This window comes from Streptomyces longisporoflavus, from assembly GCF_014649775.1.
GTDB lineage: Bacteria > Actinomycetota > Actinomycetes > Streptomycetales > Streptomycetaceae > Streptomyces > Streptomyces longisporoflavus.
The window spans coordinates 37267-60768 of the sequence record NZ_BMTR01000012.1; the positions used below are offsets into that span (position 1 = coordinate 37267).

Here is a 23502-nt window from a genome sequence, read left to right on the forward strand (position 1 = left end):
TCTCACGTGCCCACACCGCCCCGCCGCTACCCGACCCCGCCACCGCGTGGCCAACGCCCGCCACGCGCGAGGCAGCCCGTGCAGCAGCCCGCGGGTCGGCAGGTCAAGCGGCGCAGGCGGCCACGCTGGGTCACGCGGGCGGCGACGGTGTTCTCCGTGACGGTGCTCGCGGCGGCCGGGATCGGGCACGCCGTCGTCACGAGCCTCGACACCAAGATCGACCGGGTCGACGCCTTCAAGGACATGAAGAACCGGCCGAAGGGGGGCACCGGCATGAACTTCCTGCTGGTGGGCACCGACGGCCGCGACAAGATCACCGATGCGGACAAGCAGAAGTACCGCCTGGGCGGAGCGCCCTGCCACTGCACGGACACGATCATGATCGTGCACATCTCGGAGGACAGGAACCGCGCCAGCGTCGTGAGCCTGCCCCGGGACAGTTACGCCGAGATGCCCGAGCACGTCGACCGGAACTCCGGCGAGAAGCACAAGCCGCATCCGGTCAAGATGAACGCGGCGTACGCGGAGGGCGGCGCCAACCTCACCGTGCGGACCGTCGAGAACATGACGAAGGTAAAGATCGACCACTATCTGGAGGTCGACTTCACCAGCTTCATGAAGACCGTGGACGTGCTCGGCGGCGTCGAGATCTGCACGGCCCGCCCGCTCAAGGACTCGTACACCGGACTCAACCTGCCCGTCGGCATGCACACCCTCAACGGCGGCGCCGCACTGCAGTACGTCCGCACGCGGCACGTCGACGGCTCGTCCGACCTGGGGCGGATGCGCCGCCAGCAGCGGTTCCTGGCGGCGCTGATCTCCAAGGCCACCGGCAGCGGGGTGCTGCTCAACCCGCTCAAGTTCCGCGACGTGACCAGGACGCTGCTCAGCTCGGTCCGGGCCGACGGCGGCTTCGGCACGAACGAAATGCTCTCGCTGGGCCGTGCGATGCGCGGCTTCTCGCCGCGTTCGTCGGAGTTCACCACGGTGCCGCTGCTCGACAAGGGCGTGAACGTGCCGGGCATCGGGTCGACGCTGAAGTGGGACCCGGAGAAGTCCGTGAAACTCTTCGACGCGATCCGCGCGGACCGTCCCCTCGCCGCGCACCACGCCAAGCGGGCCATCGTCGACGTGTCCCCGCAGCAGATCCGCGTGCAGGTCGACAACGGCACGGGCAAGCCCGGCCTCGGCAAGCTGGTCGACAGCGCGCTGCGGTCCACCGGCTTCCGGACGACGCGGGCTCCGGGCAACTGGCCGGGCGCGCCGCTCAAGCGCACGGTCGTGGCGTACGACCCGCGCTGGGACCGTTCGGCGAAGTCCCTGGCGACCGCGCTGCCCGGCAGCATCATGAAGCCGGTGAACGGCCTCGGCTCGACCCTGAAGGTGTTCGCGGGCCAGGACTTCAAGCAGGTCAGGCCGGTACAGGCGGAGGACGCCTATCAGGGCGAGTTCGGCGCGCTGACCGGCGACCAGGTGACGTGCCGCTAGGCCGGGAGTGCCGGGGGCTCAGTCCTGGAGCCCCTCGGCGGCACGCGCCTGCCGCAGCTCCTTGATGGCCCGGCGCCGCGCGAGACGGTGCGTGCGCCGGATCTGCGCCTCCTGGTACCGGCGCCGGTCCCGCTCGGTCTCCGGGAGCACCGGCGGCACGGTCCGCGGTTTGCCGTCCGCGTCGACGGCGGCGAAGACGAGATACGCGGAGCCCACCTGCTGCGCGGGCGTCGACTCGTTCCAGCGCTCGGCGAGCACCCGGACGCCGACCTCCATGGAGCTGCGCCCGGTCCAGTTCACCTGCGCCTTCACATGGACGAGGTCGCCGACGCGCACCGGCTCCAGGAACGCCATCTCGTCCATGGACGCGGTGACCGCGGGCCCGCCCGAGTGCCGTCCCGCCACGGCCCCCGCCGCGTCGTCCACCAGTTTCATGATCACACCGCCGTGCACCGTCCCGAGGAGGTTGGTGTCGGCGTGGGTCATGATGTGGCTGAGAGTCGTACGGGACGCCGAAGTCGGCTTGCCCGGAATATTCGATTCCGTGCCGGGGGCCAGGTCTGTCATGGGCTCCACCCTATGTCCGGCACCTGCCCGGGCCGCCCCCGGTCGCTTTGCATCAGCTCTGCAACAGCCCTGAACCGAAATCCCCCCTGCCCTGTGAGGCGCCCTCCCGCAGACGGCACACTGGTCCGCATGAGCGATTGGCCTGACGACCAGGGCGGCCGAGGATACGGCCGTGGCAGCGGGAGCGCACAGCCTGAGGGCGCCCGCAGGATGCGGCATGTCCAGCGCGGCGGCCCGTCCGGCCGGCCGGGCCGGCAGCAGGCGGGCGGTGTCCCGCAGCAGCACTCGTACGACGACGGCTCCGGCCAGCGGTACGGCGACGCGCGCGACGACATGTTCGAGCCCCGCACGCCCCGCCAGGGCTCGTACGACGACGGGTACGACAGCGGCTACAACACCGGTCAGGTCTACGGCTCGCCGAACGGCCAGGGCAACGGCGGCCAGGGCGGCGGCGACGGTTACGCCACCCGTGCCCCGCGCCCCGCCCCGAACTGGCGGCGCCGCATCAAGATCGGCTCGATCACCCTGGTCGTGGTCCTTGTCGCGGTCTCCGTCGGCACGTACTTCTGGGCCGACTCCAAGCTCAAGCGCGAGGTCGACCTCTCCAAGGTCATCGAGCGCCCCGACGGCGGCGACGGCACGAACTACCTGATCGTCGGCTCCGACAGCCGCGAGGGCATGTCCGACCAGGACAAGAAGGACCTCCACACCGGCTCCGCCGAGGGCAAGCGCACCGACTCGATGATGATCCTGCACGTCGCGGACGACGGCGGGAACACGATGATCTCGCTCCCCCGCGACTCGAACGTGACGATCCCGTCCTTCAAGGGCGCCGAGTCCGGCAAGCTCTACCCGAACCAGGGCCGCCAGACGAAGCTCAACGCGGCGTACGCCGAGGACGGCCCCGAGCTGCTCGTGCGCACCGTCGAGTACAACACCGGCCTCAGGATCGACCACTACGCCGAGATCGGCTTCGGCGGCTTCGCCGAGATCGTGGACGCGGTCGGCGGCGTCGAGATGGACATCCCCGAGGGCTTCAAGGACGAGAAGTCCGGCGCCGACTTCGAGGCGGGCAAGCAGACCCTCGACGGCAAGGAGGCCCTGGCCTTCGTCCGTACGCGTTACGCCCTGAAGGGCAGCGACCTGGACCGCACGAAGAACCAGCAGAAGTTCCTCGCGGCCCTGGCCAACCAGGCGGCGACGCCGGGCACGGTCATGAACCCGTTCAAGCTCTACCCCACGATGAGCGCGGGCCTGGACACGCTGATCGTCGACAAGGACATGGGCCTGTTCGACGTGGCGTCCATGTTCTGGGCGATGAAGGGCGTCACGGGCGGCGACGGCAAGTCCATGAACATGCCGCTCGCGGGCTCCGCCGGCGGCAACCTTCTGTGGGACAAGGCCAAGGTCAAGCAGATGGTGGAGCAGCTGAACAACGACGAGAAGGTGACGGTCTCGGGCGGCTGAGTCCGAGGCGCTTCGCACGTACGTGGAGGGGGCCCCGCCGGGATCGGCGGGGCCCCCTCGCATGCCGCGGACACCGCGCCGTACCCCGAACGCTCCGCCCGCCGCGAAGGCGCGGCTCCCGCGTGTCACGGTGGACCGGACCCCACCTGACGCCCGGAGCACGCCAATGGCAGATCTGCAGGTCGATCTCGACGACACCGCCGCAGCCGGAGCTCTCGACCGGCCGGCCCCTGGAACCCCGCCCATATCCGACGACCTCGAAGCCGGACCGGTACACGTAAAGGCGGCCGGAGCGGCGCTCGAAGAGCTGCTGCCCAAACCGGAACCCTGCGTCCCCGACCCGCTCGGGCGGGCCCGCGCGCTGCTCGCCGCGCATCCCGTCGCCGACGGCTACAGCGGACTGCCGTGGGCGCTGCGGGCACTTCCCTGGTACGACCTGGAGCTCGGTGACAGCGCCGTGGACGGCGATGTGCCGCGGCTGCGCGAAGGCGGCGTGGGGGCGCAGTTCTGGTCCCTGCACGTCCCGGAGACCGTCACCGGTGACCGTGTGCTCGGCGCGACGCTCGAACAGCTCGACCTCGCCAAGCAGGTCGTCCGCGGCCACTCCGAGGGGCTGCGCCTCGCCTCGTCGGCGTCCGAGGTGGCCGACGCCCGGCACTGCGGCCGCATCGCCACGCTGCTCGGCCCCGCGCGCGCCGAGGCCGTCGGTGACTCGCTGGCCGTCCTGCGCGCGCTGCACGCCCTCGGCCTGTGCTCGCTGACGCTCTCCGGCACGTCATGGGCGGGCCCCCAGGGGCTGAGTCCGTTCGGCGATGAAGTGGTGCGCGAGCTGAACCGGCTCGGGGTGCTCGCCGAGCTTTCCGGGGCCTCCGACGCCACGGCCCGCCGGGTGCTCGCCGTCTCCAGGGCGCCGGTGCTCTTCGCCCGCTCGGGGGCCCGCGCGCTGCGGGACGTACCGGCGAACCTGCCGGACGACCTGCTCGCCGCGCTCGGCGCCGCCAAGGGCCTGTGCCTGGTGCCCCTGGCGGCCGAGCAGACGGGTTCCTCGATCCGCGAGGTGGCGGACCATCTCGAACACGTACGCCGGCTCGCGGGGCCGGAGTCCGTGGGGCTCTCGGGGATGTACGACACCCCGGACGCGCACCCCGACGGACTGGGCGACGCCTCGCACTACCCGTACCTCATCGCCGAGCTCGTCGAGCGCGGCTGGCCCGACGCGGACCTCGCCCGCCTTACCTGGGGCAACGTCCAACGGGTGCTGCGCGGCGCGGACTTCGCGGCGCGGGCGGCGCGGGAGAGACGGCGCCGGCAGGCCGCCTCCTAGCAGGCTGCTCCTGCCGGCCCGCTAGCAGGCGCAGAGGCAGAACGGGTGTCCGGCCGGGTCGGCGTACACCCGGAAGCCGCGGGCGCGGTCCTCGGCGTCGAGCACGGTGGCGCCGAGCGCGAGCACCTCCTTCTCGACGGCGTCGAGCTCCGCCCGCGGCACTTCGAGGTCCAGGTGGAACTGCTGCGAGCGGCCGGCCTCCGGCCACTTCGGGGGTACGTGGCCGGGGGCGGCCTGGAAGGCGAGCGGGGTGCCGCCGTGGCCTTCGAGGGCGACCCAGCCGTCACCGTCGTCCTTGAGGGTGCCGCCGAGGGCGGCGGCGTAGAAGCCGGCGAGCGCGAGAGGGTCGGGACAGTCGAGTACGACGACGCCGAGTTTGGCGAGGGGCATGACTTCTCCTCCGTCTGGTTACCGGTAGCCGATGTCTACGAGTAACGCGGTTACTGCATGCTCCCCCATTGGGGGTAACGTCGCAACCATGAATGAGAGAGCACCCGCTCCGGGCGGCCTCGCGCTGATCCAGGCGCTGGTGAACACGCTGGACCTGGAGTCGGGCGCGGACGCACTCGACACCGCGGAGGGACGCGCGCCGTTCGGCCTCGCGCCGGGCGCGGAGGTGGCGGCCGCGCGCGAACTACGGGAGTCGCTACGCGTGGCATGCCTGGCCCACGCGGGACACGGGCCGCACGCGGACGCCCCGCCACTGGGTCAACTCCTCGCCGCAGCACCGCTGTTGGTGCGAATCTCCGCCGGTGACGGCTCGGCGTCACTCACCCCGGCCGACCCGTCACCGCTGCTGTCACGGGTGGCGGCGGCCATCGCGGAGGGGGCGGCATCCGACACCTGGACCCGCCTCAAGGCCTGCGAGGCCCCCGACTGCCACTGGGCCTACTACGACCGCAGCCCGGCGGGCCGGAGCCGGTGGTGCGACATGGGGGTGTGCGGGGCCCGCGCCAAAATGCGGGCGTACCGGGCACGGAAGGCCTGACGGAGCGGTGCACACCGTTGATCACCGGCTCCGCCGGGTTCGTCCTCGAACGCCGGACGGGCTGGATCAGGCCCCCGGCCTGCCCATCGCCCGGTAAGTCCACCCCGCCGCCCGCCAGATCTCCGGGTCCAGCGCGTTGCGGCCGTCCAGGATGAGGCGGTTCGAGGCCACCTCGCCCAGGGCCTGCGCGTCCAGCTCGCGGAATTCGCGCCACTCGGTCAGGTGCAGCACGACGTCCGCGCCCCGCACCGCCTCCACGGCCGACTCCGCGTACGCCAGCGTCGGGAAGAGCCTGCCCGCGTTCTCCATGCCCTTGGGGTCGTACACGGTGACCTGGCCGCCCTGGAGGTGGATCTGCCCGGCGACGTTCAGCGCGGGCGAGTCACGTACGTCGTCCGAGTCCGGCTTGAACGTGGCCCCGAGGACCGCGACCCGCTTGCCCAGGAAGGACCCGCCGCCCAGTGCCTCGCGCGCCATCTCCACCATCTGCCCGCGCCGGCGCATGTTGATGGAGTCGATCTCACGGAGGAACGTCAGCGCCTGGTCCGCGCCCAGTTCGCCCGCCCGCGCCATGAACGCCCGGATGTCCTTGGGCAGGCAGCCGCCGCCGAAGCCGATGCCGGCCCGCAGGAACTTCTTGCCGATCCGGTCGTCGTAACCGAGCGCCTCCGCCAGCTTCACGACATCGCCGCCCGCGGCCTCGCACACCTCGGCCATGGCGTTGATGAACGAGATCTTCGTGGCCAGGAAGGAGTTGGCCGCGGTCTTCACCAGCTCGGAGGTCGGGAAGTCCGTCACGACGAAGGGCGAACCCTCGCCGATCGGCCCCGCGTACACCTCGCGGAGCAGCTTCTCGGCGTGCGCGCTGCGGACGCCGACGACGATGCGGTCCGGGTGCAGCGTGTCCTTCACGGCGAAGCCCTCGCGGAGGAACTCCGGGTTCCAGGCCAGCTCGGCCTCGGCGCCCGCCGGAGCGTTCGCGGCCAGCTCGCGCGCGAGGCGGTCCGCCGAGCCGACCGGCACGGTCGACTTGCCGACGACCAGCGCGGGCCGCGTCAGATGCGGGGCGAGCTGCGCGAAGGCGCTGTCGACGTAGCTCATGTCGCAGGCGTACTCGCCGTGCTTCTGCGGGGTGTTCACGCAGACGAAGTGCACGTCGCCGAAGGCCGCGACCTCGGCGAAGTCCATGGTGAAGCGCAGCCGCCCGCTGGAGCCCTCGATCCCGGCGACGTGCTTGCGCAGCAGCTCCTCAAGGCCGGGCTCGTACATGGGGACCTCGCCCCGCTGCAGCATCTCGATCTTCTCAGGCACGACGTCGAGGCCGAGCACCTCGAAACCGAGCTCGGCCATGGCCGCGGCGTGCGTCGCACCGAGGTAGCCGGTGCCGATCACGGTGATCTTGAGGGCCATGCGGTGCTCCAGGGGTCTACGGCCGTCAGTGCGGTGCCCGAGCATAGTCGGGCCCTTGACCGGGCACGTTTCCGCCATTGGCAACCGCCGACTGCCCGCTGTCGGCAAGCTCACGTATCCCTCGTGTGAGCCGCCCTCTAAAATTTGGGTTACTTAACGGTAATTAGCGTCCTTGGAGCGTGAGAAACCTTGGCCGGATCGGCTGATTTCGACCTGTACCGCCCGTCCGAGGAGCACGACATGCTCCGCGACGCGATCCGATCGCTCTCCGAGGCGAAGATCGCACCCTTCGCCGCCGCGGTCGACGAGGAGGCCCGCTTCCCGCAGGAGGCGCTCGACGCCCTCGTCTCCTCCGACCTGCACGCCGTGCACGTACCGGAGAGCTACGGCGGCACCGGCGCCGACGCGCTCGCCACGGTCATCGTGATCGAGGAGGTGGCCCGCGTCTGTGCCTCGTCCTCCCTGATCCCGGCCGTGAACAAGCTGGGCTCGCTCCCCGTGATCCTCTCCGGGTCCGAGGAGCTGAAGAAGAAGTACATGACGCCGCTCGCCAAGGGCGAGGGCATGTTCTCGTACTGCCTCTCCGAGCCGGACGCCGGTTCGGACGCGGCGGGCATGAAGACGAAGGCCGTCCGTGACGGCGACTCCTGGGTCCTCAACGGCGTGAAGCGCTGGATCACGAACGCGGGCGTCTCCGAGTACTACACGGTGATGGCCGTGACCGACCCGACCAAGCGCTCGAAGGGCATCTCGGCCTTCGTCGTCGAGAAGTCGGACGAGGGTGTCTCCTTCGGCGCCCCGGAGAAGAAGCTCGGCATCAAGGGTTCGCCGACCCGCGAGGTCTACTTCGACAACGTCCGCATCCCCGCCGACCGCATGATCGGCGAGGAGGGCACGGGCTTCGCCACGGCGATGAAGACCCTGGATCACACCCGCATCACCATCGCGGCCCAGGCGCTCGGCATCGCGCAGGGCGCCCTGGACTACGCCAAGGGGTACGTCCAGGAGCGCAAGCAGTTCGGCAAGCCGATCGGCGACTTCCAGGGCGTGCAGTTCATGCTCGCGGACATGGCGATGAAGATCGAGGCCGCACGTCAGCTGACGTACGCGGCGGCGGCCAAGTCGGAGCGCGGTGACGCGGACCTCACCTTCCAGGGCGCTGCCGCCAAGTGCTTCGCCTCGGACGTCGCGATGGAGGTCACCACGGACGCCGTCCAGCTGCTCGGCGGCTACGGCTACACCCGTGACTACCCCGTCGAGCGCATGATGCGCGACGCGAAGATCACGCAGATCTACGAGGGCACGAACCAGGTCCAGCGGATCGTGATGGCCCGCAACCTGCCGTAACCCGGAGCAGTACCCGGGTCCGCATCAGCCGCCCTTCCCCTGCCTCAGGGGGAGGGCGGCTGCGTTTTGCGCAGGTCCTGGTTCGGCGCGACAACCGGGTCGAGGACCGGCGGGTCGCCCCACGGGAGTTCGAGCGCCGCCCGCAGCGCCCGCACCTGCCGCTCGCCGATCCGGTCGGCGAGCTCCCGCTCGACGCGGCGCAGGACCAGCTCCGCCCTGTGGTGCGTACGGGCGCCCTCCTCGGTGCGGCGGATCAGCCGCTGGCGCCCGGAGGAGGGGTCGGGGACCTGCTCCAGGAGGCCCGCCGCGACCAGGCCGTGCACCGCCTGGTGTGCCGTCTGGCGGGTGACGCCCATCCGGCGGGCCAGCTCGGAGACCGTCGTGCCCTGCTCGTCGAGGACGGCGAAGAGGCCCGCCTGGGTCGGCGAGACATGGGCCTCCCCCGCCTCCTCCAGGGTCGCGAGGAGCGCGTCCTCGAACCAGCGGCGGGCGTCGCCCAGGAGTTGCGGGAGGTTGCGGCCGGTGGCGTGCATGCCGAGAGCCTATGGGTCCGCGGGAGCGGTCGCCCCTTGCCCCTCATGGACTCTCTATGTCAGGCTGCCTGACGTTTCCCCTCGATATCCCCTCGTTTTCCAGCACCCCCGGGAGAGCCCATGACGATCGAGTACGCCACCCGCCACCGGAGCGCCTCCCGCATCCCCGCCGAGCCGGGCAAGCCCTACGTCATCGAGAAGGGCGAGGGCGACCGCGCCCATCTGTTCGGCGACCTGGTCACCATCTACGCGGGCGGCGAGCAGACCGAGAACGGCTTCAACTTCTTCACCGTCGAAGGCCCCAAGGGCAACGTCATCCCGGCCCACCTGCACCCCGACACGTACGAGGTCTTCTACGTCACCCAGGGCGCCGTCCGCCTCTTCGTCGAGGACCTCGACGGCGAGCAGCAGGAGAAGCTCCTGACCCCCGGCGACTTCGGTTTCGTGCCCAAGAACTGTCCGCACGCCTACCGCATGGAGCGCCACCACAGCCAGGTCGTCGGCGTCGCCGCGGGCCCCGGCGGCACCTTCGAGCGGTTCTTCGAGACGCTCGGGGCGCCCGCCGAAGGGCTCGGCCTGCCGCGCGAGCCCGTCGTGCCCACGCCCGACAAGTTCGCCACCGTCCCCCAGCAGTACGACGTGCGCTTCCTGCCCGAGCACCAGTGGCGCACCCGGTGAGCCCGGCAGGCCCGGCCCTGCGGGAGCTGATCGCCGCACCCCACCCCGACGTCGCGCCCCTTCCGCCCGCCGCACACCCGGCGCCGGATGTGCGGGTCCTGCGCGGCGTCCCGTACGGCGAAGTCGAAGGCAGCCGTCCGCTCGAACTCGACCTGTGGCTGCCCGCCGCCGGAAACGAGCCCGCCCCTCTGGTCCTCTTCGTGCACGGCGGCGCCTGGCGTCGCGGGCGCCGTGACGACATGGGGCTGCGGACCCGGCACTGGTCCCCCGGCCCGCTGCAACGCATCGCCGCGGCGGGCTTCGCGGTGGCCTGCGCCGACTACCGGCTCAGCGGCGAGGCCCGCTTTCCCGCCCCGCTCGACGACCTGCGGGCCGCGCTGCGCTGGCTCTCCCTCCGAGCGGCGGAGCTCGGCGTCGACACCTCACGCACCGTGCTGTGGGGCGAGTCCGCGGGCGGGCACCTGGCCTCGCTGCTCGCGCTCGACCCGGCGGTCCCGGCCGCCGGAGCCGTGATCTGGTACGCCCCGAGCGACCTGACCGTCCCCCGCGGCCCGTTCGACCCGCACAGCGCCGCGACCCCGGAAGCTCTGCTGCTCGGCGCGGCGCCCGCATCCGTGCCCGAGCGTGCCCGCGCGGCCAGCCCCGTCGCGCAGGCACACCGGGACGCCCCGCCCTTCCTCCTGGTCCACGGCGAGCAGGACACGATGGTCCCGGCCACGCACAGCGAGGCGCTCGCGGCGCGGCTGCGGGAGGTGGGCACCCGCGTCGAACTGCGCATGGTGCCGGGCGCCGACCACGGCTGGTACGGAGCGCCCGACGCCGTGGTGGAAGAGGTTTTCGTCAGCTCGCTGCGGTTCGCGCGGGGGCTCGTGACGTAGGGGGGCGTGGGGGCCGTAGAAAGCGGGGTGGGGCGCGGCCGGTCGGCCGCGCCCCACCCCGCTGCCCGTACGCCCTCAGCCGTCCAGCTGCTGGAGCGTCGCGTTCGAAGGACCGCGCCGGGACTGCTCGTCCCGCGCCACGTCCTCGGCCGCGCCGAGCACGCGCACCGCGTTCCGCCACGTCAGCTTGGCCAGGTCCGGCTTCGACCAGCCGCGGGCCAGGAGCTCCGCGATCAGGTTCGGGTAGCCGGCGACATCGTCGAGGCCGTCCGGCGTGAACGCCGTGCCGTCGTAGTCGCCGCCGATGCCGATGTGGTCGACGCCCGCCACCTCGCGCATGTGGTCGAGGTGGTCGGCGACCGTCGCGGCCGTGGCGACGGGGCGCGGCGTCGACTCCTCGAAGGCCGCGTGGACCTTCATGGCCTCCGGCGTCGTGTCCAGGTGGTGGAAACCGTGCGCCCGCATGTTCTCGTCGGCCGCCGCCGTCCAGTCGACCGCCGCCTGGAGAACGAACTTCGGGACGAACGTGGCCATCGCGACGCCGCCGTTGGCGGGCAGCCGCTCCAGGACGTCGTCCGGGATGTTGCGCGGGTGGTCGCACACCGCGCGCGCCGAGGAGTGCGAGAAGATCACCGGCGCCACGGAGGTGTCCAGGGCCGCCCGCATCGTCGTCGCCGCCACGTGCGAGAGGTCCACGAGCATGCCGCTGCGGTTCATCTCGCGTACGACCTCATGGCCGAACGCGGAGAGGCCGCCGACGCCGGGCTCGTCCGTCGCCGAGTCCGCCCACGCGATGTTGTCGTTGTGCGTCAGCGTCATGTAGCGGACGCCGAGCGCGTGCAACGCCCGCAGCGTGGCGAGGGAGTTGTTGATGGAGTGGCCGCCCTCTGCGCCCATCAACGACGCGATACGGCCCTCCGCCCGCGCCGCCTCCATGTCCGCAGCCGTCAGCGCGCGCCGCAGGTCCGCGGGGTAGCGCGTGAGCAACTGCTCGACGCAGTCGACCTGTTCGAGCGTCGCGCTCACCGCCGCGTCGCCCGTCAGGTCGGTGCGGACGTACACCGACCAGAACTGCGCACCGACACCGCCCGCCCGCAGGCGAGCGATGTCCGTGTGCAGGCTGCCCGTCTGGTCGGCCGCGATGTCGAGGCGGTCGATGTCGTAACCCGCCTTCTCGCGCAGCGCCCAGGGCAGGTCGTTGTGCCCGTCGACCACCGGGAACTCGGCGAGGAGAGCGCGGGCGTCATCCAGCGAAGACGTGTCCGGGGACGTCATCCCGCTCACTTCCCCGAACCGAAGCCGAAGCCGGACCCCGCGCCCTCGACCTTGCTACGAAGGCGCTTGCCCTTCTCCGTGGCCTGTTCGTTCAGCTCCTGCTGGAACTCCCGCATACGACCGAGGAGTTCGGGGTCGTGCGCGGCGAGGATGCGCGCCGCGAGCAGGCCCGCGTTGCGCGCGCCGCCCACCGAGACCGTGGCCACCGGCACGCCCGCGGGCATCTGCACGATGGACAGGAGCGAGTCCATGCCGTCGAGGTACTTCAGCGGTACGGGCACACCGATGACCGGCAGCGGCGTCACCGACGCGAGCATGCCGGGCAGATGCGCGGCGCCGCCGGCCCCCGCGATGATCGTCTTGAGCCCGCGGTCGGCCGCCTCCTCGCCGTACGCGACCATCTCGCGCGGCATGCGGTGCGCGGACACGACGTCGACCTCGTAGGGGATCTCGAACTCGTCGAGCGCCTTGGCCGCGGCCTCCATGACGGGCCAGTCGGAGTCCGAGCCCATGACGATGCCGACTACAGGTCCTACAGGTGCGGTCATTCGGTGATCGTTCCTCTGAGATAGCCGGCCGCGTGACGCGCGCGCTCCAGCACGTCGTCCAGGTCGTCGCCGTAGGTGTTGACGTGGCCGACCTTGCGGCCGGGCTTCACGTCCTTGCCGTACATGTGGATCTTCAGCTGCGGGTCGCGCGCCATGCAGTGCAGGTACGCCTGGTACATGTCCGGGTAGTCGCCGCCCAGGACATTGGCCATGACCGTCCACTTCGCCCGCGGGCGCGGGTCGCCGAGGGGCAGGTCGAGCACCGCGCGCACGTGGTTGGCGAACTGGGACGTGATCGCCCCGTCCTGCGTCCAGTGGCCCGAGTTGTGCGGGCGCATCGCCAGCTCGTTCACCAGGATGCGGCCGTCGCGCGTCTCGAAGAGCTCGACCGCGAGATGGCCGACCACGTCGAGTTCCTTGGCGATGCGAAGCGCCAGCTCCTGCGCCGCGCCCGCGAGGTCCTCGGCGAGGCCGGGGGCCGGCGCGATCACCGTGTCGCAGACGCCGTCGACCTGCTGCGACTCGACGACGGGGTAGGCCACGGCCTGGCCGTGCGGCGAGCGCACGACGTTCGCCGCGAGTTCCCGTACGAAGTCGACCTTCTCCTCGGCCAGGACCGGGACACCGGCCCGGAAGGGATCTTCGGCGTCCTCGACGGAACGGACGAACCACACCCCCTTTCCGTCATAGCCGCCACGCACCGTCTTGAGGATCACGGGGAAGCCGTCGCCTTCGGCCGCGAAGGCGGCCACATCGGCCACGTCCCTCACGATCCGGTGGCGCGGGCACGGCACGCCGATCTCCGTGAGCTTCTCGCGCATGACGCCCTTGTCCTGGGCGTGCACCAGCGCGTCGGGCCCCGGGCGCACGGGGATGCCGTCCGCCTCCAGGGCCCGTAGATGCTCGGTGGGTACGTGTTCGTGATCGAAAGTGATCACGTCGCAGCCCCTCGCGAACTCGCGCAGCGTGTCGAGGTCGCGATAGTCGCCGATGACGACATCGCCGACGACCTGCGCCGCGGAGTCCTGAGGGGTGTCACTGAGGAGCTTGAATTTCAGGCCGAGGGGGATACCCGCCTCGTGGGTCATGCGGGCGAGCTGACCGCCGCCGACCATGCCGACTACCGGGAACGTCACACCCCCAGGGTATCGGCCTGTATCAGCCATGTCGGAACGGCCGGTTCCCGTGCACCGTACGGGCTCGCCCGTCACAGAGCCGCCACAGTGTGGAAGCGTCCACGCGCGACGGGCAGGGGTCGCTGGTTAGCATGGCGGGGTTGACGCGACCGAATCACCAAATACGTCGACGAGACGACGACCGAACGAATCGACGACGGGGGTTGGGGCGACCACCATGACGGAACGTGGCGCACTACGGGTGCGAATGGAGCAGCTCGCGCGCGAAGTGGCCAAGTTCGGGGCCGTGGGAGCCCTGGGCACGCTGGTGAATTTCGGCGTCTCCAACCTGCTGTGGCACACGACGGACCTCCAGGCCGTGCGCGCGAACGTGATCGCCACGGTCGTCGCCATCGCCTTCAACTACGTCGGTTTCCGTTACTTCACGTACAGAGACCGCGACAAGAGCTCCCGCACCAAGGAGCTCTCGCTGTTCCTGATGTTCAGCGCGGTCGGCCTGGTGATCGAGAACGGCGTCCTGTACGCGGCGATCTACGGCTTCGACTGGGACAGCCCGCTCCAGCGCAACATCTTCAAGTTCGTGGGCATCGGCATCGCCACCTGCTTCCGCTTCTGGTCCTATCGCACCTGGGTCTTCAAGACGCTGCCCGCGCGGGAGGCCGTCGCCCGTGCGGAATCGTTCCTGGACGACGAGTCCCCGGCCGTCACGGCCGAGAAGGCCGAGGAGAAGCGGCCCGCGGCGCGGGGCACGCGCTGAGCCTGCCTGACCTGCCGGGCTTGCCGGGCTCTTCGGCGCGCTAGCGCAGCGTCGCCTCGCGCTCCTCGGCCCGCTTCGGCGGCGTACGCGACAGGAACAGGCCGAACACCGGGGGTTTGGTCTGGAGCATCTCCAGGCGGCCGCCGTCGGCCTCGGCCAGATCCCGGGCGACCGCGAGGCCGATACCCGTCGAATTGCGGCCGCTGATGGTGCGCTCGAAGATCCGCGCGCCGAGGTCGGCGGGGACGCCGGGGCCGTCGTCCGTGACCTCGACGACCGTCTGGTTGCCCGTGACGCGGGTGCGCAGGGCCACGGTGCCGCCGCCGTGCATGAGGGAGTTCTCGATGAGCGCGGCGAGGACCTGCGCGACCGCGCCGGGCGTGCCCACGGCCCGCAGATGCCGCTTGCCCGAGCTGACGATGGCGCGGCCCGCGCTGCGGTAGGCCGGGCGCCACTCCTCCAGCTGCTGCTTGATGACCTCGTCCAGGTCGAAGGAGACGGCGGAGCCGGTGCGCGGGTCGCGTGAGTTCGTGAGCAGCCGCTGTACGACGTCGGTAAGCCGCTCGACCTGCGCGAGGGCGATCGTGGCCTCCTCCTTCACCGTGTCCAGGTCATCGGTGACGGTGATCTCCTCCAGGCGCATGGACAGCGCCGTCAGGGGCGTACGCAGCTGGTGCGAGGCATCCGCGGCGAGCCGGCGCTCGGCGGTCAGCATGCGGGCGATCCGCTCGGCACTGCCGTCCAGGACGTCCGCGACACGGTCGAGCTCCGGCACTCCGTACCGCTTGTGGCGGGGCCTGGGGTCGCCCGAGCCGAGACGCTCGGCGGTCTCCGCGAGGTCGGTGAGCGGCGAGGCCAGGCGGTTGGCCTGGCGTACGGCGAGGAGTACGGCGGCGATGATCGCGAGCAGGGCCACGGCGCCGATGATCAGCAGGGTGCGGCCGACTTCCTGGGTGACCGCGGTGCGCGGCTCCTCGACGGTGACCTTCTCGCCCTCCTCGCCCATGGCCGTGTCGTGGATGACGTCGCCGGTGGGGCGGCTGCCGATCTTGATGGGGGCGCGGCCGGGGATCTCGATGAGGGCGTAGCGGTCAGTGTCGACCGCGGCCACGTCACGCAGGATCTCGGCGCTGATCCGCTCGTCGCTGATGAGCCTGCTGTCCACGATGCTGGCCAGGCGGAACGCCTCGCTCGTCACTCGCTCCTGAGCGCTGCTGCTGATGGTCCTCGTCTCGACGATGACGAGGCTCACCCCGAAGACCGCGATCACTACGAGGACTACGGCGAGGGTGCTGCTGATCAGTCGGCGGCGCATGCCACCAGTGTCCCGGATCGGGAACTGGCGGGGGCCCGCCAGGGCCGCCCGTCAGGGGCGCGGGGAACTGCGCGGCCGGCCACGACGGGCCCGCGGACGCGTCTGCCCACGGCGGAGCAACGGCGGGTGCGGGTCGTCTTGGGTTGCTCGCGCAGTTCCCCGCGCCCCTGAAGGGGCGCTGTCGCTAACTCTTTTCGAAGCGGAAGCCGACGCCCCGTACCGTCGCGATGTAGCGGGGATTCGCCGCGTCGTCGCCCAGTTTCTTGCGGAGCCAGGAGATGTGCATGTCCAGGGTCTTGGTGGACGACCACCACGTGGTGTCCCAGACCTCGCGCATCAGCTGGTCCCGCGTGACCACGCGGCCCGCGTCGCGGACCAGGACCCGGAGCAGGTCGAACTCCTTGGCCGTGAGCTGGAGCTCCTCCTCGCCCATCCAGGCCCGGTGCGACTCGACGTCGATCCGTACGCCGTGCGTGGCCGGCGCCTGCTGCGGCTCGGCGGCCCCGCGCCGGAGCAGGGCCCGGACCCGGGCGAGCAGCTCGGCGAGGCGGAAGGGCTTGGTGACGTAGTCGTCGGCGCCCGCGTCCAGGCCGACGACGGTGTCCACCTCGTCGGCGCGGGCGGTGAGGATGAGGATCGGCGCCGTGTGCCCCTCGGCACGGAGGCGACGGGCCACTTCCAGGCCGTCCATTCCGGGCAGCCCGAGGTCGAGTACGACGAGGTCGACGCTGCCCTGCAGCCCGGCGTCGAGGGCGGTCGGGCCGTCCTCACGCACTTCGACCTCGTACCCCTCCCTGCGCAGGGCACGGGCCAGCGGCTCCGAGATGGACGCGTCGTCCTCGGCGAGCAGTACACGGGTCATGGGGTGATGGTAGTCCGCGCCGGACGGCCGCCGTGGGGTGATCGCCCGCAGCCGGTCGACGCCTGCGGCTGTGGGGTGCGATCCTGTGGATCACCTTCAAATGTGGGCGACGGTTCCACCGTAACCTGTGATCCATCTCTCAAGTCCTTCCATATCCTCCCTTCACATGGCGTATGGTGACCCAACGCCTGATGCACTATGCAAGGACCTATGGCCCGCTGTGCGGCCTTAGGTCTCTTTTATGTGCAGGCCGGCTCTGCTGCCGGCCTTCGAAGGAATGACCTGTGGTCGGGCCCTGCGCGTGCGTATGCGCCAGGGCGTGGATCTCGGAGTCGCCGTCCACCAGCGCCCTCCTCGTAACGGAGCGCGAACTCCCCCCGGGCGTGGGGGTGTGCGGACGATACGACCCCGGTGCCGACCGCCCCCCACCGGGCGCGCACACGCTCTTGCCGCGCGTCCCGAACTCACGAGGATCGACCCATGGCGTCCAGCCTGACGAAGGACTCCGCCGGCACCCCTGGCTCCGAGAAGACCTTCTTCGGCCACCCCCGCGGACTGGCCACACTCTTCATGACCGAGATGTGGGAGCGCTACAGCTTCTACGGCATGAAGGCACTTCTCCCGCTGTACTTGATCGCCCCCGGCGGCATGAACATGAGTGCCACGACGGCGACGGCGATCTACTCCGTCTACATGTCGATGGTCTACCTGCTCGCCATGCCCGGCGGCTGGGTCGCGGACCGGTTCTGGGGACCGCGCAAGACGGTCGCCATCGGCGCCGGCGTGGTCATCCTCGGCCACATCACGCTCGCGCTGCCGAGCTCGGCCTCCTTCTTCGCGGGGCTCGCGCTCGTCGCGCTCGGCTCCGGCCTCCTGAAGGCCAACATCTCCACGATGGTCGGCCACCTCTACGACGGCCCGGAGGACCCGCGCCGTGACGGTGGCTTCACGCTGTTCTACATCGGCATCAACATGGGTGCCTTCCTCGCCCCGCTGACGATCGGCACCGTGGGCGAGAACGTCAACTGGCACTTCGGCTTCGCGCTCGCCGCGATCGGCATGGCGCTCGGCCTCGCCCAGTTCATGCTCGGCTCGCGCCACCTGAGCGGCGAGAGCAGCGTCGTCTCCAAGCCCGCGACGGCCGAGCAGCGCAGGTCCGCCCTGCGTACCGGCCTGATCTGGCTGATCGTGGCCGCCGCGCTCTACACGTTCCTCGCCGTCACCGGAAACTTCGCCGACTGGGCGCTGATGCCGCTCACCATCGCCGGCCTGGTCATCCCCGTCACCGTCCTGGTCCGCATGAAGCGCGACAAGGAGCTGACGGACCTGGAGCAGTCCAAGCTCTCGGGCTACGTCTGGTTCTTCATCGTCGCCGCCGTCTTCTGGATGATCTACGACCAGAACGGCTCGACCCTGTCGATCTTCGGCGAGCACTCCACGACGAACCACCTGCTCGGATTCGACTTCCCGACCTCCTGGTACCAGTCGCTGAACCCGATCTTCATCATGGCGCTCGCCCCCGTGGTCGCCTCGGCGTGGCTGTGGCTGAACAAGCGGGGCAAGGAGCCGAGCACGGCGGTCAAGTTCGCCTCCAGCCTCACGCTGATCGGCATCTCCTTCCTCGTCTTCCTCATCCCGCTGATCGACACCGCCAACAACGGCGGCAAGGTCAGCCCGATGTGGCTGGTCGCGATCTACTTCATCCAGACCGTCGGCGAGCTCTGCCTCTCCCCGGTCGGCCTCTCGGTCACCACGAAGATGGCCCCGGCGAAGTACACCGCCCAGATGATGGGTGTCTGGTTCCTCGCGGTCACCGCGGGCGACTCCGTCACCGGTCTGCTGACCTCGCCGCAGCTCGGGGTCGACCTGAACAACTCGGGCGCGGTCGCCGTCGAGGCGGTCATCGCGGTCATCGCGGGCTTCGGCATCTGGCTGAACCGCAAGAAGGTCAAGGAACTGATGGGTTCCGTGAACTGACGCCGATCACGCCCGTTGCGGGCTGACGGACACGGCGAGGGCCGCCGCACCGAGGGTGCGGCGGCCCTCGCGTTCGTTCGACCACTCGCGCGAACAGAGGGTCGTTCGCTAGCCCGTGGCGGTGACGCGATACGTTTCCGCGGCGGTGCCGGTGCCGGGCGGTGAACCATCTGGCCATGCGTCGTACGTTGCCGGTCCTCGCCCTCTGCCTGGCATTGCTGTCGTCCAGTGCGGCCGTCGAGGCCGCCCCCGAGCCGCCGCCGCCGGCCGAGGCCGCTCCGGGGGCGCCTCCGGTCGAGGCCGCTCCGGGGCCGGTCGCTCCGGGGGCGGTGCCGACTTTCTCGTACGGGAGGTACGCCCGGCAGAACATCACCGTGTACGGCGACCGGTCCGGGCACCCCGCCCTGATGATCCTGCACGGCGGGTCGTGGCTGCGGGACACCGACTGGAGCGGGTGGGCGCGGTGGTTCGCGGCGCGCGGATTCACCGTGTACGACACCGACTACCGGCTGGCCTCCGACGCCGCCTGGCCCGCGCAGCGCGACGACGTGCTCGCGGCCCTGCGGTGGGTCAAGCGGCGGGGCGGTGGCACGCCCGTGGTGCTCGGGTCGTCCGCCGGGGGGCACCTCGCCGTCAGCGCCGGTACCTACGGCGCCGGGCGCAAGCGGATCCGGGCCGTGGCGGCGCTCTCCCCCGTGGCCTCGCCCTACCGCGCCTGGACGGACGGCGGGCTGACCGCCGCGTCCTCGGCCCAGCGCGGGCTGCGGCTGGCCGCCGAGCGGCTCGCGGGGTGCTCGCCCGCGCGGGGCGGGCAGCGGTGCCTGGCCCGCTGGGAGGACCTCTCCGCCAAATCGCACGCCTCGGGCAAGGACGACCCCCCGATGTTCCTCACGCACGCGGCGGCGGACTTCGTGCCGGTGGCGCACTCCACCGACCTCGCCCACGCCCAGTCGGAGGCGGGCCGCCGAGACGTGACGGTACGCATCGAACCGGGCTCGGCGCATGGGGGCGCCCTCCTCAAGAACCCGGCCCTCGCACAGGCGGTACTGAAGTGGCTCCGAAAGAGAAGCGCCCCGTAAGGGGCGCGGGGAACTGCGCGGCCAGCCACATCGGGCCGGCGCCCGCCACGTGGCCGCCGCAGGCAGACGCGTCTGCGCCGTCTGCACCGTTGGCCGCCACAGGCCGTCGACGGCTGATCGCGCAGTTCCCCGCGCCCCTCAGACGCGCCCCGCAGGGGCGCGGGGAACTGCGCGGCCCGCCACGACCGGCCCGCAGACGCGTCTGCCCACAGCCGTTCCACGGCGAGTGCGGGTCTCGTCGGGTTGCTCGCGCAGTTCCCCGCGCCCCTGAAGGGCGCTTCAGCGCAGGCCCCTCCTTCGCGCGGGGAGGAACGTGAAGACCGCGCCGCCGAGGAGGATCACAGTGCCCGCGACCAGGCCGAGGGCACGCAAGGCACCGTTGTCGTCGGCGCCCGTCTCAGCGAGGTCGCCACCACCACCCGCGCCGCCTGCAGACGCAGGGCCCCCCGCGGAACCGCTGCCGCCGGCGCCGGAACCGCCTGGCTGCGCCGCCGTGTCGATCTCCAGGGACACCTCCGCCTTGGACGGAGTGCACGTCGTCGTCGTACCGAGCGCCTTGACCGTGAGGACGCCCGGCGACAGCGTCGACTTTCCGTCGGCGCCCGGCTTGTACGTGCCGGTCAGGTCAGGGATGGTCATCGGGTCGCCGGACTTGATGGGCTCCTTGTTGGTGGCGCCCTCGACATGCACCGTGCCCTTGTCCGCGCCGCCCAGCTTGACCTCCATCGACGGCTTCACCGAGTCCGCGGGGATGTCGGCGGGGCTGTCCATGACGGACTTCTTGAACTCGACGGTCAGGCCGTAGTTCCCGCCGTCCTTCTTGGCGTTGATCTGGACGGGCGAGGTGGCGTCCTTGTCGCCGATGGGCGTCTTGCACTTGTAGGGGGTCTGGACTTCCTTGCCGGGGAAGTCGGTCTTGCCACCGTCGCCGCCGCCTGTGGAATCGCCGCCGCCGCTGCCGGACGTGTCCCCGCCGGTGCTCCCTGACGTGTTCCCGCCACCCGTACTGCCAGAGGTGCTGCCCGATGTCGTGCCGCCCGAACTGCCGCCGCCCTCCGTCACCTTGATGGTCGCCCCCGGCTTGACCTCCTCCTTCGGCGAGCACTTGGTGTCGGTCGACACCGGCTTGCTGACGTTGATGTTGTACGCGCCCGGAGTGAGCGTGACGTCGCCCGCCTTGGTCAGCTTCAGCTTGCCCTTCATGTCGGACAGGACCATCGGGCTGTTCTTCTTGATCGGCGGATTCACGCGCTCGCCCGTCATCGCCAGGTCACCGGTCTGCCCGCCGCCCAGCTTGACCGTGCCGGTCGGCTTCACCGTGTCCTTGTCCAGGTCGAGGACGTCCGGGTTCTTGGACGCGGCCTGCGTGGTCTTCCATACGACCTCGACCTCGTCGCCCACCTTCGCGGTGGCCGGCGCGGTGATCTCCACCTTCGTGGTGCCCTGCACCGGCGGCAGCCCTGATATCGACGGCGGTATGCACTCCGTCTTGTACGCGGTCTCGGCCGCCTGCGCGGGACCCGCGCCCAGCAGGATGCCCGCCCCGCCGAGCAGCAGCGACACCGAGGCCGCGCCCGCTCTCCGTCGTGTGCTGATCACGTGTTTCCTTTCGTCGTCGGGCTGTTGTCTGACGGTGCGGAGAGCTGTCCGGCGGGGCCGGTCCCGGCGCCGGGGTCTGTGTCAGGGGTGAACCACGGGAGGGTGGTCGTGTTCGGGGCCGTGCCCTTGCCGGGCCCGCCGGTTTCGCGGGGCGGTTCCGTACCCGGCGCACGAGCCGCGCCGTCCGCCGCGGCCGCCCCCTGAGGCAGCCGCAACTTCGGCATGCGGTCGGTGAGTTCGGAGAGCCTGCCGGTGCGGTGGCGCCCCGCCGGACGACTGCCGCGACTGCCACGACTGCCGCGTCCGCCACGGCGTCGGTCGGGGCGGAGCTTGTCCACCACCGCCATGCCGATACGGAAGACGGCAGCCGGTACGACGACGCAGAGCAGGATCCAGAAGACGGTGACACCCCAGGGGCGGCCGACGCCCCAGGGCTGCTCGGCGAGGACCTTTCCGCCGAACTTCAGGGAGACGAGGTAGTCGCCGTGCGCCCCCGCCGAGAGCTCGACCGGTAGCTTGATCTGCGCCTTCTTGCCGGGAGCGATGGTTCCGCGCCACTGCTGTTCCTCCCACTGCGGGGCGAACACGCCGTGGGAGGTGCCGACTTGGAAGACCGGGTTCTTGACGGGGGCCGAGCCGACGTTGCCCACCGTGAAGACGAACGTACGGGAGGGCGGCGCGCCGAACCAGGTCAGTACGCCGCTTGAGCCTTCCAGCCGCGTGTCGGTGAGGACGGAGAGCTTTCCGCCGCCCTGCTGCTCGGGCAGGGGCGCAACGGGATGGCCCGCGACCTTGAAGGCGGCGTCCGCCTGCGCCTTCTCCCCCGTCACGGTGGCCACGTGGACCACGCAGGGGCAGGGCTTCGGTGGCTCGGCCACCGGGAGTTTCTTGCTGAAGGCGCCCTCGCCGTCCGTGGTGACGGCGCGGCCGGTGTCGTTGGCGCAGGAGTTAGTGCCGCCTGGCACGCCCTTGGCGGGGGTGGCCTGGCCGCAGACCAGCATCATCAGCAGGGCGTCCGGCCGCCATCCCTCGCCCTTGACGGTGATGTCGCCGCCCTTGCCCGCCTGGGTCTTGGAGAGGGTGACCACCGGCTTCTCCGCGGCGGCGGCCTGGCTCGCCGGGAGCAGCAGGAACGCGAGCACCGCGAGCGCGGCGACTGCGGCCGCGCACCTCTTGCCGCTTGGGTAGCCGTTCACAGTTGCTCGCCCCTTCCCGTGCCCGCGCCCGCCAACTCCAGCTCCGTACTGCCCTGTTCGGGCTCGTCCCCCGGCGGGTCGCCGGGTTCTCCGCGTCTGCGTACGAACCACACCCCCGCCGCCGCCAGGCCGAGCACCCCCGCGCCCGCCCCCGCGACGGCTCCCCACGGCACGAAGCGGGCCGAAGTCGTGCCCTCGGCGCGGGCTCCGCCCGATGCCGTGACCGTGAGGGTGACGTCGACGGAGTCGAGCGCGGGCGCGCCCGTCCACGGTTCCGTCAGGGTGATCCGGCGGCCGGGCAGCAGCTCCACCGGCAGCTTGCGGGGCGCGCGGTCGAGCAGCGGGCCGAAGAGACCCTCCGCGTGGACCTCGACGCGCGGGGTCAGGACGGTGTTGCCGCGGTTGACGACGTCGTACGAGATGCGCCCTCGTTCGGCCCTGACGCGCTCGACCGTCAGCGCGGACAGCGTCGGGCCGCTCACCCGCAGATGCACACGCACCCCGGCGTCACGACCGCCCTCCCGCACGACGATCGCGCCGGGGTGATCGCCCGGCACGGCCCCCTCGGGGATGCTCACGCTGAACGGCACCTCGGCGCGGGTGCGCGGCGGCACCTCCACCGTGCGCCGGGCGAAGGTGATCCAGGAGCCGGTGTCGGTCGGCCTGCCCCGCTCCAGGGAGAACGCCCCGCCCCGCGTGTTGTCCGCGTCGGCGCCGCTCAGCTCCACCGTGCGCGGCTTCGGCCCCGGATTGGTGACCGTCACCGTGTCCTCCAGGACGGAGCCGGGCGTGCCCTCCACGTAGAAGTAGGGCCGTCCGTCCTTCGCGGGCCGTGTCCCTCCGCCCGCGGAGGGCGCGACGGACCACGCTCCGGAGTCGTCGGCGTACACCGGAGCCGCCGCGGCGGCGACCGTCACCAGTAGGGCCACGGCCAGAACACGGGCAAAGGACAGCAGCGACGGCATCGGCGGCATCGGCGGCTCCTGGATCTTCGTACGCGGCGTACGCGAGGTGCGCGACCTACGCGACGTGCGCGTCGTACGTGGTGGACGCGTCGTACGCGATGGACGCGCCCCTC

The 23502-nt window shown here is 71.2% G+C and carries 22 protein-coding genes; 10 read left to right on the forward strand and 12 right to left on the reverse strand.

Features of this window, described 5'->3' with window-relative positions; all coding sequences use genetic code 11:
* Positions 1 to 6: 6 nt before the first annotated feature.
* On the forward strand, positions 7 to 1488 hold the full coding sequence (locus IE226_RS24150) for an LCP family protein (protein ID WP_444546083.1): 1482 nt from the start codon (positions 7 to 9) through the stop codon (positions 1486 to 1488).
* Between the two features lie 18 nt (positions 1489 to 1506).
* Here IE226_RS24150 and IE226_RS24155 read toward each other — a convergent pair whose 3' ends face one another.
* On the reverse strand, positions 1507 to 2055 hold the full coding sequence (locus tag IE226_RS24155; protein ID WP_190083447.1) for an acyl-CoA thioesterase: 549 nt from the start codon (positions 2053 to 2055) through the stop codon (positions 1507 to 1509).
* A 129-nt stretch (positions 2056 to 2184) separates the two neighbouring features.
* On the opposite strand from IE226_RS24155, the gene IE226_RS24160 reads away from it, so the two are divergent.
* Both IE226_RS24160 and IE226_RS24165 read left to right on the forward strand, forming a co-directional pair.
* On the forward strand, positions 2185 to 3522 hold the full coding sequence (locus IE226_RS24160) for an LCP family protein (protein WP_190083448.1): 1338 nt from the start codon (positions 2185 to 2187) through the stop codon (positions 3520 to 3522).
* 166 nt (positions 3523 to 3688) lie between these two features.
* On the forward strand, positions 3689 to 4846 hold the full coding sequence (locus IE226_RS24165; protein WP_190083449.1) for a dipeptidase: 1158 nt from the start codon (positions 3689 to 3691) through the stop codon (positions 4844 to 4846).
* Positions 4847 to 4867: 21 nt separating this feature from the next.
* On the opposite strand, the gene IE226_RS24170 is transcribed toward IE226_RS24165, so the two are convergent.
* Positions 4868 to 5236, reverse strand: coding sequence for a VOC family protein (locus tag IE226_RS24170; RefSeq protein ID WP_190083450.1), 369 nt, complete (start codon positions 5234 to 5236; stop codon positions 4868 to 4870).
* A gap of 88 nt (positions 5237 to 5324) precedes the next feature.
* Between IE226_RS24170 and IE226_RS24175 the strand changes: the two genes are divergently transcribed.
* The gene (locus tag IE226_RS24175) at positions 5325 to 5834 is read left to right on the forward strand and encodes a CGNR zinc finger domain-containing protein (protein WP_190083451.1); all 510 of its coding nucleotides are present in this window, start codon (positions 5325 to 5327) and stop codon (positions 5832 to 5834) included.
* 66 nt (positions 5835 to 5900) lie between these two features.
* On the opposite strand, the gene IE226_RS24180 is transcribed toward IE226_RS24175, so the two are convergent.
* The gene (locus IE226_RS24180; RefSeq protein ID WP_190083452.1) at positions 5901 to 7244 is read right to left on the reverse strand and encodes a UDP-glucose dehydrogenase family protein; all 1344 of its coding nucleotides are present in this window, start codon (positions 7242 to 7244) and stop codon (positions 5901 to 5903) included.
* A gap of 189 nt (positions 7245 to 7433) precedes the next feature.
* Between IE226_RS24180 and IE226_RS24185 the strand changes: the two genes are divergently transcribed.
* A complete protein-coding gene (locus tag IE226_RS24185) occupies positions 7434 to 8591 on the forward strand; it encodes an acyl-CoA dehydrogenase (protein WP_190083453.1) in 1158 nt (385 codons plus the stop codon).
* Positions 8592 to 8635: 44 nt separating this feature from the next.
* Here the strand turns inward: IE226_RS24185 and IE226_RS24190 are convergent, their stop codons facing one another.
* Positions 8636 to 9124 carry a MarR family winged helix-turn-helix transcriptional regulator gene (locus tag IE226_RS24190; protein ID WP_190083454.1) on the reverse strand — a complete coding sequence of 163 codons (489 nt, stop codon included), beginning with the start codon at positions 9122 to 9124 and terminating at the stop codon, positions 8636 to 8638.
* A gap of 120 nt (positions 9125 to 9244) precedes the next feature.
* On the opposite strand from IE226_RS24190, the gene IE226_RS24195 reads away from it, so the two are divergent.
* Positions 9245 to 9802 (forward strand): quercetin 2,3-dioxygenase, encoded by a 558-nt coding sequence (locus IE226_RS24195; RefSeq protein ID WP_190083455.1) that lies wholly within the window; start codon positions 9245 to 9247, stop codon positions 9800 to 9802.
* Positions 9799 to 10680, forward strand: coding sequence for an alpha/beta hydrolase (locus IE226_RS24200; RefSeq protein ID WP_190083456.1), 882 nt, complete (start codon positions 9799 to 9801; stop codon positions 10678 to 10680). Before IE226_RS24195 ends, IE226_RS24200 begins: the two co-directional genes overlap by 4 nt.
* A 75-nt stretch (positions 10681 to 10755) precedes the next feature.
* Here IE226_RS24200 and IE226_RS24205 read toward each other — a convergent pair whose 3' ends face one another.
* Genes IE226_RS24205 through IE226_RS24215 form a run of 3 tightly spaced genes read right to left on the reverse strand, consistent with a single transcriptional unit; the run spans position 10756 to position 13669 of the window.
* Positions 10756 to 11955 carry a dipeptidase gene (locus IE226_RS24205; protein WP_190083457.1) on the reverse strand — a complete coding sequence of 400 codons (1200 nt, stop codon included), beginning with the start codon at positions 11953 to 11955 and terminating at the stop codon, positions 10756 to 10758.
* A 5-nt stretch (positions 11956 to 11960) separates the two neighbouring features.
* On the reverse strand, positions 11961 to 12503 hold the full coding sequence (purE, locus tag IE226_RS24210; RefSeq protein WP_190083458.1) for a 5-(carboxyamino)imidazole ribonucleotide mutase: 543 nt from the start codon (positions 12501 to 12503) through the stop codon (positions 11961 to 11963).
* Positions 12500 to 13669 (reverse strand): 5-(carboxyamino)imidazole ribonucleotide synthase, encoded by a 1170-nt coding sequence (locus IE226_RS24215; RefSeq protein WP_190083459.1) that lies wholly within the window; start codon positions 13667 to 13669, stop codon positions 12500 to 12502. The genes purE and IE226_RS24215 overlap by 4 nt, the downstream gene beginning before the upstream one ends.
* 187 nt (positions 13670 to 13856) lie before the next feature.
* Here IE226_RS24215 and IE226_RS24220 point away from each other — a divergent pair, with 187 nt between their 5' ends.
* A complete protein-coding gene (locus tag IE226_RS24220; protein ID WP_190083460.1) occupies positions 13857 to 14396 on the forward strand; it encodes a GtrA family protein in 540 nt (179 codons plus the stop codon).
* A gap of 40 nt (positions 14397 to 14436) precedes the next feature.
* Here IE226_RS24220 and IE226_RS24225 read toward each other — a convergent pair whose 3' ends face one another.
* The gene (locus IE226_RS24225; RefSeq protein WP_190083461.1) at positions 14437 to 15711 is read right to left on the reverse strand and encodes a sensor histidine kinase; all 1275 of its coding nucleotides are present in this window, start codon (positions 15709 to 15711) and stop codon (positions 14437 to 14439) included.
* 184 nt (positions 15712 to 15895) lie between these two features.
* Positions 15896 to 16573, reverse strand: coding sequence for a response regulator transcription factor (locus IE226_RS24230; protein WP_190083462.1), 678 nt, complete (start codon positions 16571 to 16573; stop codon positions 15896 to 15898).
* Between the two features lie 480 nt (positions 16574 to 17053).
* On the opposite strand from IE226_RS24230, the gene IE226_RS24235 reads away from it, so the two are divergent.
* Both IE226_RS24235 and IE226_RS24240 read left to right on the forward strand, forming a co-directional pair.
* Positions 17054 to 18550, forward strand: a complete 1497-nt coding sequence (locus IE226_RS24235) for a peptide MFS transporter (RefSeq protein WP_190083463.1) — start codon at positions 17054 to 17056, stop codon at positions 18548 to 18550.
* A gap of 176 nt (positions 18551 to 18726) precedes the next feature.
* A complete protein-coding gene (locus IE226_RS24240; RefSeq protein WP_190083464.1) occupies positions 18727 to 19629 on the forward strand; it encodes an alpha/beta hydrolase in 903 nt (300 codons plus the stop codon).
* A gap of 279 nt (positions 19630 to 19908) precedes the next feature.
* Here the strand turns inward: IE226_RS24240 and IE226_RS24245 are convergent, their stop codons facing one another.
* The 3 genes from IE226_RS24245 to IE226_RS24255 are packed head-to-tail and all read right to left on the reverse strand — an operon-like array spanning position 19909 to position 23398.
* A complete protein-coding gene (locus IE226_RS24245; RefSeq protein WP_229871525.1) occupies positions 19909 to 21225 on the reverse strand; it encodes a hypothetical protein in 1317 nt (438 codons plus the stop codon).
* Complete coding sequence (locus IE226_RS24250; protein ID WP_190083465.1) at positions 21225 to 22424, reverse strand: hypothetical protein; 1200 nt, start codon at positions 22422 to 22424, stop codon at positions 21225 to 21227. Before IE226_RS24250 ends, IE226_RS24245 begins: the two co-directional genes overlap by 1 nt.
* Positions 22421 to 23398: a COG1470 family protein gene (locus tag IE226_RS24255; RefSeq protein ID WP_229871508.1), complete on the reverse strand. Its 978-nt coding sequence runs from the start codon at positions 23396 to 23398 to the stop codon at positions 22421 to 22423. Before IE226_RS24255 ends, IE226_RS24250 begins: the two co-directional genes overlap by 4 nt.
* Positions 23399 to 23502: the final 104 nt, after the last annotated feature.